Raw genomic sequence first — 4,009 nt, forward strand, 5'->3', positions numbered from 1 at the left:
GATCAGGAAGACGCTAGCCCTGATCAGATTGTTGATACCTTGCGCGGAAACACAAAAATCCAGATAGCCACGGGGCGCAATCAGGCCAGCCTGATGACCATTACTTTCGAGGCCCGGTCCGGTCAGGCAGCCGCTGGTGTGCTGAATGCATATCTCACGGAAATACAGAAGCTCGACGTGAATTACCGCAAAGAACGCGCCGCGGATACGTTGGAATTCTTTGAGCAGGAGGTCGATCGGTTGAGCGATGAGCTCGACAAGCGCAGCGCCCGGATTCTTCAGTTTCAAAACGAAAATTCCGACGCCTTGCCCACCAGCCTACAGTTCCGGATGTCACAGCAGGGGACATTGCAAGCCAATCTCCAGCAAGCTGACCAACAGATATTTTCGCTGAAAAGTCAGCGGGAAAAGCTTTTGGAGATATTTGCCGCGACTGGCCAGATTTCGTCAGTTGGACAACAACCCCAGACACAGGCCCAGCAGCAACTGGCGCAACTGCGCAACCAGATGGACAACCAACTGGGCATCTATGCGGAAGGTAGTCCAAAGATCAAAATTCTTGAAGCGCGGATCAAGCGTCTGGAAGAAGTTGTCGCCACCGAGCAAGCAACCAGTACAGCCTCTTCCAGCGCTCAAACCGGAAATTCAACGCTCGATTTGCAACTGGCCCAAATAGATTCACAGATTTCCGCGCTGGAAGACCAGAGGGCGGTCACTGAGGAGCGTCTTGAAAAAGTGACACAGACGATTGACCGGACCCCGGCCAACGCAATTACCCTGGCGGAGCTGCAGCGTGACTACAACAATATTCAGGGCCAGTATAACAACGCGGTGGCAAGGCTGGCTTCAGCCTCAACCGGCGAAAGAATCGAGGTAACCTCCCAGGGGCAGCGCATTTCGGTCATCGAATATCCGGTCGTCCCAAGTGCGCCGACGAAACCGGACCGGCTGCTTATTGCAGTCGGAGGAACGGCTTTTGGTATTGCGTTGGGGATAGGCCTTGTCGTTCTGCTAGAATTGCTTAATCGGTCTGCCCGCCGCCCGGAAGACCTGATCAACAAGCTCGAAGTCTGGCCGATCGCGGCAATCCCTTATGTCCGCTCGCACGGCGAGATGATCCGCACCCGGGTGGCTTGGGCCTTGGTCATACTGGCGATTTTGATTGGCGTTCCTGCAGGAGTTTGGGCAATCCACACATATTATTTGCCCCTGGATCTGATCACTGAGCGGATAATCGACAAGTTGGAGGTTTATTGGTGACTTCTGTTCTTACTACTTTTGGGAGGGTGTGATGGACCGTCTTCAGCACGCGATTCAGAAAGCCCGTGAGGAACGGGAAGGCCGCCAACACCAGCCGACACCGCTGCGCTTGGAAGAATCTGCCGCCGTCTCCACGCAGGGCAGCGAAGAGCTCTGGCAGACCTTGCCCGAGATCGAGATCAATCCGCGCGTCGTATCCAGAAACCGCCTGGTATCGTATGAGGGTGGTCACGCAGCTTCGCCTTATGACATGCTGCGTACAAAGATGTTGCAGCAGGTCCTGTCCAATGGTTGGCGCCGGGTGGCGCTTACCTCACCATACGCCGGGTGCGGCAAAAGCACGGCAGCTGCCAATCTGGCTTTCAGCCTTGGTCGACAAGAGGATTTGCGGACGCTTGTCATCGATTTCGACATGCGCCGCCGGGGGCTGGCTGAAGTATTGGGCCAAACCGGCAACCATAACATGGCCGATGTCATTCAGGGTGAGGTGCCGTTTCAGGATCACGCCATCCGGCATGGCAACAACGTGATTTTTGGACTGAACTACAGCTCTACCCGCAATCCGGCGGAAATTCTGCAAAGCCGCCGGACGATTGAAACGCTTGAACGGATCGAGGCCGAGTACAAACCCGACATCATGCTGTTCGATACTCCGCCGTTGATGGTCAGCGACGACAGCCACGGGTTTCTGAAGAACGTTGACTGTGCGCTGCTGCTGGCTGCCGCTGAGGAAACCAGTATCAATCATATCGATGTTACCGAACGTCAGCTGGCCGAGCTCACCAAGGTCATGGGGATCGTATTGACCAAATGTCGCTATATCAGCGGGGCCTTTGGCAATGAGTACGGCTCCTACTGATTCGGGCCCGGAAGACGCGGTCATTATCCCGCATTACAACGATGTCCCCAGACTGGAGCGGTGTCTGCGGGCTCTTATGGAGAATGACACGACCGGCACGGAGATTCTGGTTGTAGACAATTCTTCCCCGGTCTCGCTGGACGAAATCAGCGCGGCTTTTCCTGAGGTTCGCTTTATCGTGGAGGCTCAGAAAGGTGCTGCGCACGCCCGTAACCGAGGCGTCGCCGAGACCACGGCACAACGGCTGTTTTTCATTGACGCCGATTGTGTACCAGCCTCCAACTGGTTGGCGGTTGGTCGCGAGATTGCAGACAGGGCCGACCTGATCGGCGGGCGGGTCGATGTCTTCGACGAGACCCTGCCGCCCCGCAGTGGGGCCGAAGCATTCGAGGCGGTTTTTGCCTTCAATTTTCGCCGATATATTGAGGTTCAGGGCTTTTCCGGGGCGGGCAACCTGTTGACCCGGCGCGACGTGTTCGACGCGATCGGCGGGTTTATAAACGGCGTATCAGAAGACCGGGAATGGACAATGCGAGCTGTCTCCCATGGCTACAAACTGGTCTACGAGGATCGGTTTCAGGTCAGTCATCCCTCGCGGCAGGACTGGCCGGCACTCAAGGCAAAATGGCGGCGGACGACGCAGGAGGCGTATAAATTGAGCGGCACCGGAGCCTGGGCGCGCTTGCGATGGGCGCTTCGGGGCGTGGCAATGCCTGCAAGTGCGATTGTGCACACACCCAAGGTTCTGAACAGTAAAAAGCTGGGCTCGGGGAATGAGATCCTGCGAGCCATTGCAACATTGTTTCGGCTCAGATGTCAGCGCATGATCTGGATGCTACGCCAGGCGGCTGGTGGCGAAATCTGATCCAAACCAAAATCAAAAAAGGGCCACCGAAGCAGCCCTTTTAACATAACCATCATTATGTGCGCCTTATTACGCAGTCTTGCGACGCCGAACCATGGCCAATCCGCCTAGAGCGGTCAGAAGCAGCAGACCCCCTGCAGGCAGCGGAACTGCGGCCACGTCGAAATCAAACTGGATTGGGCCACCGTTTGTTGTTTGTTGAGAATTCGCCCAGCTGAACAAAAGGTTCTGGCCCGGTGCGCCGGTGGACGTAAAGATGGTGTTGAGACGGGTCACACCAGATATCACCGAAACTGAATTCAGAACCGTGTTGCTTGCGGCATCAACCCAGCTCATTGTCAGGCCGGTGAATGTTCCCAGGATTTTCGTCGTAACAGACGCCTGAGCGTTCCCGGGAAGAGGCGTGGTCGGCGCGGTGAAATTCACCGAATACGTGCCTGGACCACCAAAAGATGACACGGTGCCAGTGAAGAAGTTGTCAGAAGTGATGTCGTAGCTTCCGTTGGCGGTCACTGTCGTCACTGCACTCGCAGTACTGCTCATCACGAACGATGCAGCAAGTGCGATTGCCATCATTTTTAAAGTTCTAAACATCTAATCCCACCCTCGTAATTTTAGACAACCGGGTTTATGCCAGCTGTTGTACTCATCAACTTAATTTATACATCAACATTCTAACTTTACGAGGATTTTTATTGGAAATGTGGCTTTTTTTGGACGTTGCAGGTCTGAATCATGACCGTATATGTTTCTAGAAGCCGGTTTGTTTCTAAAGTGGGAACAAACGCCCTTCAGTTGTATCTGGCTGATTCGCCGCGAGCCTTGAGGCGAAATGAATCCTCCGCGCATTTGGTTATCGCCACGCGGCCAAAAAGAACACATAGTCGCGCGCCCGTTTCAACCGCCGGGCATTCTTTGCGTCTTTCGGGAGTCCTGCCCCGGCTCCGAAGGTGCCGTCGATATATTTGCTTCAATTCCAGCCAGCGCACCTGATTGTTTCTCACGGCGCGCGTAACAGGCACACC

Annotated in this window: 4 protein-coding genes; 3 read left to right on the plus strand and 1 reads right to left on the minus strand. The window is 55.0% G+C overall.

Going from position 1 to position 4,009, the window contains the following annotated elements:
• The 3 genes from AC2FNC_RS20315 to AC2FNC_RS20325 all read left to right on the plus strand — a co-directional run.
• Window positions 1–1,260 (plus strand): GumC family protein (locus AC2FNC_RS20315; RefSeq protein ID WP_496716496.1); only part of this gene is annotated, 1,260 nt, incomplete at its 5' end.
• A 31-nt stretch (window positions 1,261–1,291) separates the two neighbouring features.
• Complete coding sequence (locus tag AC2FNC_RS20320; protein ID WP_496716498.1) at window positions 1,292–2,119, plus strand: CpsD/CapB family tyrosine-protein kinase; 828 nt, start codon at window positions 1,292–1,294, stop codon at window positions 2,117–2,119.
• Window positions 2,100–2,984, plus strand: coding sequence for a glycosyltransferase family 2 protein (locus AC2FNC_RS20325; RefSeq protein ID WP_496716500.1), 885 nt, complete (start codon window positions 2,100–2,102; stop codon window positions 2,982–2,984). Before AC2FNC_RS20320 ends, AC2FNC_RS20325 begins: the two co-directional genes overlap by 20 nt.
• A gap of 69 nt (window positions 2,985–3,053) precedes the next feature.
• Here the strand turns inward: AC2FNC_RS20325 and AC2FNC_RS20330 are convergent, their stop codons facing one another.
• On the minus strand, window positions 3,054–3,578 hold the full coding sequence (locus tag AC2FNC_RS20330; RefSeq protein ID WP_496716502.1) for a VPLPA-CTERM sorting domain-containing protein: 525 nt from the start codon (window positions 3,576–3,578) through the stop codon (window positions 3,054–3,056).
• Window positions 3,579–4,009: the final 431 nt, after the last annotated feature.

The organism is Ruegeria sp. BHSA123, assembly GCF_059613425.1.

Coding starts and splice junctions, on each gene's coding strand:
- AC2FNC_RS20320 (WP_496716498.1), top strand. CDS start 1,292: ATGGACCGTCTTCAGCACGCGATTCAGAAAGCCCGTGAGGAACGGGAA.
- AC2FNC_RS20325 (WP_496716500.1), top strand. CDS start 2,100: ATGAGTACGGCTCCTACTGATTCGGGCCCGGAAGACGCGGTCATTATC.
- AC2FNC_RS20330 (WP_496716502.1), bottom strand. CDS start 3,578: ATGTTTAGAACTTTAAAAATGATGGCAATCGCACTTGCTGCATCGTTC.